This is a genomic window from Stenotrophomonas sp. HMWF003, from assembly GCF_003061285.1.
GTDB classification, from domain to species: domain Bacteria; phylum Pseudomonadota; class Gammaproteobacteria; order Xanthomonadales; family Xanthomonadaceae; genus Stenotrophomonas; species Stenotrophomonas maltophilia_AP.
Genome location: NZ_QAIW01000375.1, coordinates 1,520 through 4,733, shown reverse-complemented (window position 1 = coordinate 4,733; position 3,214 = coordinate 1,520). Strand labels below are relative to the sequence as shown.

The 3,214-nt window shown below is 70.5% G+C and carries 3 protein-coding genes; 1 reads left to right on the top strand and 2 read right to left on the bottom strand.

Annotation, left to right across the window (positions count from 1 at the left end; translation table 11 throughout):
• Together DBR34_RS23380 and hutI are read right to left on the bottom strand one after the other, a co-directional pair.
• Nucleotides 1–837, bottom strand: an 837-nt coding sequence (locus DBR34_RS23380) for an aromatic amino acid lyase (RefSeq protein ID WP_258223994.1), incomplete at its 3' end; no start/stop codon positions are given.
• Nucleotides 838–860: 23 nt separating this feature from the next.
• Nucleotides 861–2,060: an imidazolonepropionase gene (gene hutI, locus DBR34_RS15720; RefSeq protein ID WP_128097490.1), complete on the bottom strand. Its 1,200-nt coding sequence runs from the start codon at nt 2,058–2,060 to the stop codon at nt 861–863.
• A 63-nt stretch (nt 2,061–2,123) separates the two neighbouring features.
• On the opposite strand from hutI, the gene hutF reads away from it, so the two are divergent.
• A partial coding sequence (gene hutF, locus DBR34_RS15715; protein ID WP_258223993.1) for a formimidoylglutamate deiminase occupies nt 2,124–3,214 on the top strand: 1,091 nt, incomplete at its 3' end.

Genomic DNA, 3,214 nt, shown 5'->3' with positions numbered 1-3,214 from the left:
GTCCTGCACGCGCACGTCGTTGTCGCGGTGCGATTCGCGGATGGCCGAGCCCTGCATCAGCGTGCGCAGCGTGGCGGCGGTAGCGATCTGCCCGCGCTGGCCGCGGATGCTGTGGATGCGTGGGTCGAACGGCGTGTCCGAGCCCTTGGCCGCTTCCACCGACAGCGCGCCGGTGACCAGCGCGGCCTGGAACACGGTGGTGATCGCAAACAGGCCGGCCAGCGCGTAGGCGGTGGAGTACTGGGTGCCGTTGAGCAGGGCCAGGCCTTCCTTCGCACCCAGCACCAGCGGCGCAAGGCCAAGCCGGGCCAGCGCGTCGGCGGCCGCCAGGCGCTCGCCACCCACAAAGGCCTCACCCACGCCGATCATCACGCTGGCCAGGTGCGAGAGCGGGGCCAGGTCGCCGGAGGCGCCCACCGAGCCCTGGCACGGAATCACCGGCACGATGTCGTGCTGCAGGAACGCTTCCAGCAGCGCCAGCGTTTCCGGGCGGATGCCCGACGCGCCCTGGGCCAGGCTGGTCAGCTTCAGCGCCATCATCAGCCGCACCACCGGCGCCGGCATCGGCTCACCTACGCCGGCAGCGTGCGACAGCACGATATTGCGCTGCAGGGTGGCCAGGTCGTCGCGCTCGATACGCACGCTGGCCAGCTTGCCGAAGCCGGTATTGATGCCGTAGACCGGCGCGCCCTTGGCCACGATATCGGCCACGGTCTGCGCGCTGCGCAGCACCGCCGCGGCGGAGGCCGGGTCCAGGCGCACGCGCGCGCCGTCGTAAATCGCGCGCCAGTGCGCCAGCGTCACCGCGCCGGGCTGCAGGGTCAGGGTAGTGCTCATGGAATCTCCAGACATCACAAGAATCAGACGGATACGCCGCGCATCACGCGCGCGTGCAGGGGGTTGAAGCCCATGCGGTACACCAGGTCGGCAGGCGCCTCGATGTCCCACAGGGCCAGGTTGCAGTCCAGCCCGACCGCCAGCCGGCCCACGCGATCGGCACGGCCCAGCGCGCGCGCCGCGTCACGGGTGAAGCCGGCGATGCACTCGTCCACGGTCATGCGGAACAGGGTGGCGGCCATGTTCATCGCCAGCAGCGGGCTGGTCAGCGGCGAGGTGCCGGGATTGGAGTCGGTGGCCAGTGCCAGCGGCACGCCCGCCGCACGCAGCGCCGGAATCGGGGGCAGGGTGGTATCGCGGGTGAAATAGAAGGCGCCCGGGAGCAGCACCGCCACGGTGCCGGCGGCGGCCATGGCCGCGATGCCCTCGGCGTCCAGGTGTTCGATATGGTCGGCCGACAAGGCGCCATGGCGTGCGGCCAACGCCGCGCCGTGCTGGTTGCTGAGCTGTTCGGCGTGGATCTTGATCGCCAGCCCGTGCTGGCGGGCGGCCACGAATACCTGTTCGGCCTGCGCGGCGCTGAAGGCGATGTTCTCGCAGAACACATCCACCGCTTCGGCCAGGCCCTGCGCGGCCACCGCCGGAATCATCACGTTGCACACTTCGTCGATGTAGTCCTGCGCATCGCGACCGGGCGGAATCGCATGCGCGCCCAGGAAGGTCGGCACGATCTCCACCGCGCGCAGGTGGCCCAGTTCGCGGGCCACGCGCAGCTGCTTGGTTTCATCGTCCAGGCTCAGCCCGTAGCCGGATTTGATTTCCAGCGTGGTGATGCCTTCGGCCAGCATCGCGTCCAGGCGCGGCAGGCTGGCGGCGATCAGTTCGGCCTCGCTGGCGGCACGGGTGGCGCGCACGGTGGAGACGATGCCGCCGCCTGCACGGGCGATGTCGGCGTAGCTCACGCCCTGCAGGCGCTGCTCGAACTCGCCGGCACGGTTGCCGGCATACACAAGGTGGGTGTGGCAGTCGACCAGGCCGGGGCTGATCCAGCGCCCACCGCAATCGATGCGTTGCGCCGGTTGCAGGTGCGCCTCGGTGCCGGCTGCGCCCACGTGCACGATGCGGCCGTCGGTGGCGGCGATCACCCCGTTCTCGATCACGCCCAGGCCGGGGCCATCGACGGTGATCAGGTGGGCGTGGTACCAGAGGGTGTCACAGTGCATGGCAGCAACCACATCGGCTTATATGTCTATACAATATAGGCGCCACTTCCGGGATGTCCAGTGATGCCAGCCACCCCCGCCGCGACCCTTGTTTTCCATGCCACCCACGCGCTGCTGCCGCAGGGCTGGGCCCGTGATGTGCGCATCGTCTGCGCCGACGGCCGCCTCAGCGAGGTCAATGCCGGCGTGCCGGCGCAGCCCGGCGACACCACGCTGGCCATCGCGCTGCCGGGGCTGGGCAACCTGCACAGCCATGCCTTCCAGCGCGGCATGGCCGGGCTGACCGAGATCGGCGGCCAGAGCGGTGACAGCTTCTGGAGCTGGCGCGAGCTGATGTACCGCTTCCTGGCGCACCTGCAGCCGGACGCGGTGCAGGCCATCGCCGAGCAGGCCTACGTGGAAATGCTCGAATCCGGCTTCACCCGGGTGGGCGAGTTCCACTACCTGCACCATGCCGCCGATGGCACTCCGTATGCCAACCGCGCCGAGATGGCCGAACGCATCGCCGCCGCCGCGCAGGGCAGTGGCATCGGCCTGACCCTGCTGCCGGTGTTCTACGCCCACGCCGATTTCGGTGGCGCCGCGCCCAACCCGGCGCAGCGCCGGCTCATCCACGACGTGGACGGCTTTGCGGCGCTGCTGCAGGGCTGCACCCGGGCGCTTTCGGGCCTGGATGACGCCGTGCTCGGCATCGCCCCGCACAGCCTGCGCGCGGTGACCGGCGAGGAACTGAACGCACTGCTGCCGCTTACCACCGGCCCGGTGCACATCCATATCGCCGAGCAGACCCGCGAGGTCGAGGCCTGCGTGGCCTGGAGCGGCCTGCGCCCGGTGCGCTGGCTGTACGAACACGCCGCCGTCGACGAGCGCTGGTGCCTGGTGCACGCCACCCACGTGGACGACGACGAGGTGCAGCGCATGCTGGCCAGTCGCGCGGTCGTGGGGCTGTGCCCGATCACCGAGGCCAACCTGGGCGACGGGCTGTTCCCGATGCAGGCCTTCGCGCGCGCAGGCGGGCGCTTCGGCGTCGGCTCGGATTCAAACGTGCTGATCGACGCGGCCGAAGAACTGCGCCTGCTCGAATATGGCCAGCGCCTGCAGCTGCGCGGCCGCAACGTGCTGGCCCCGGGCGACGGCCAGTCCAGCGGCCGCTG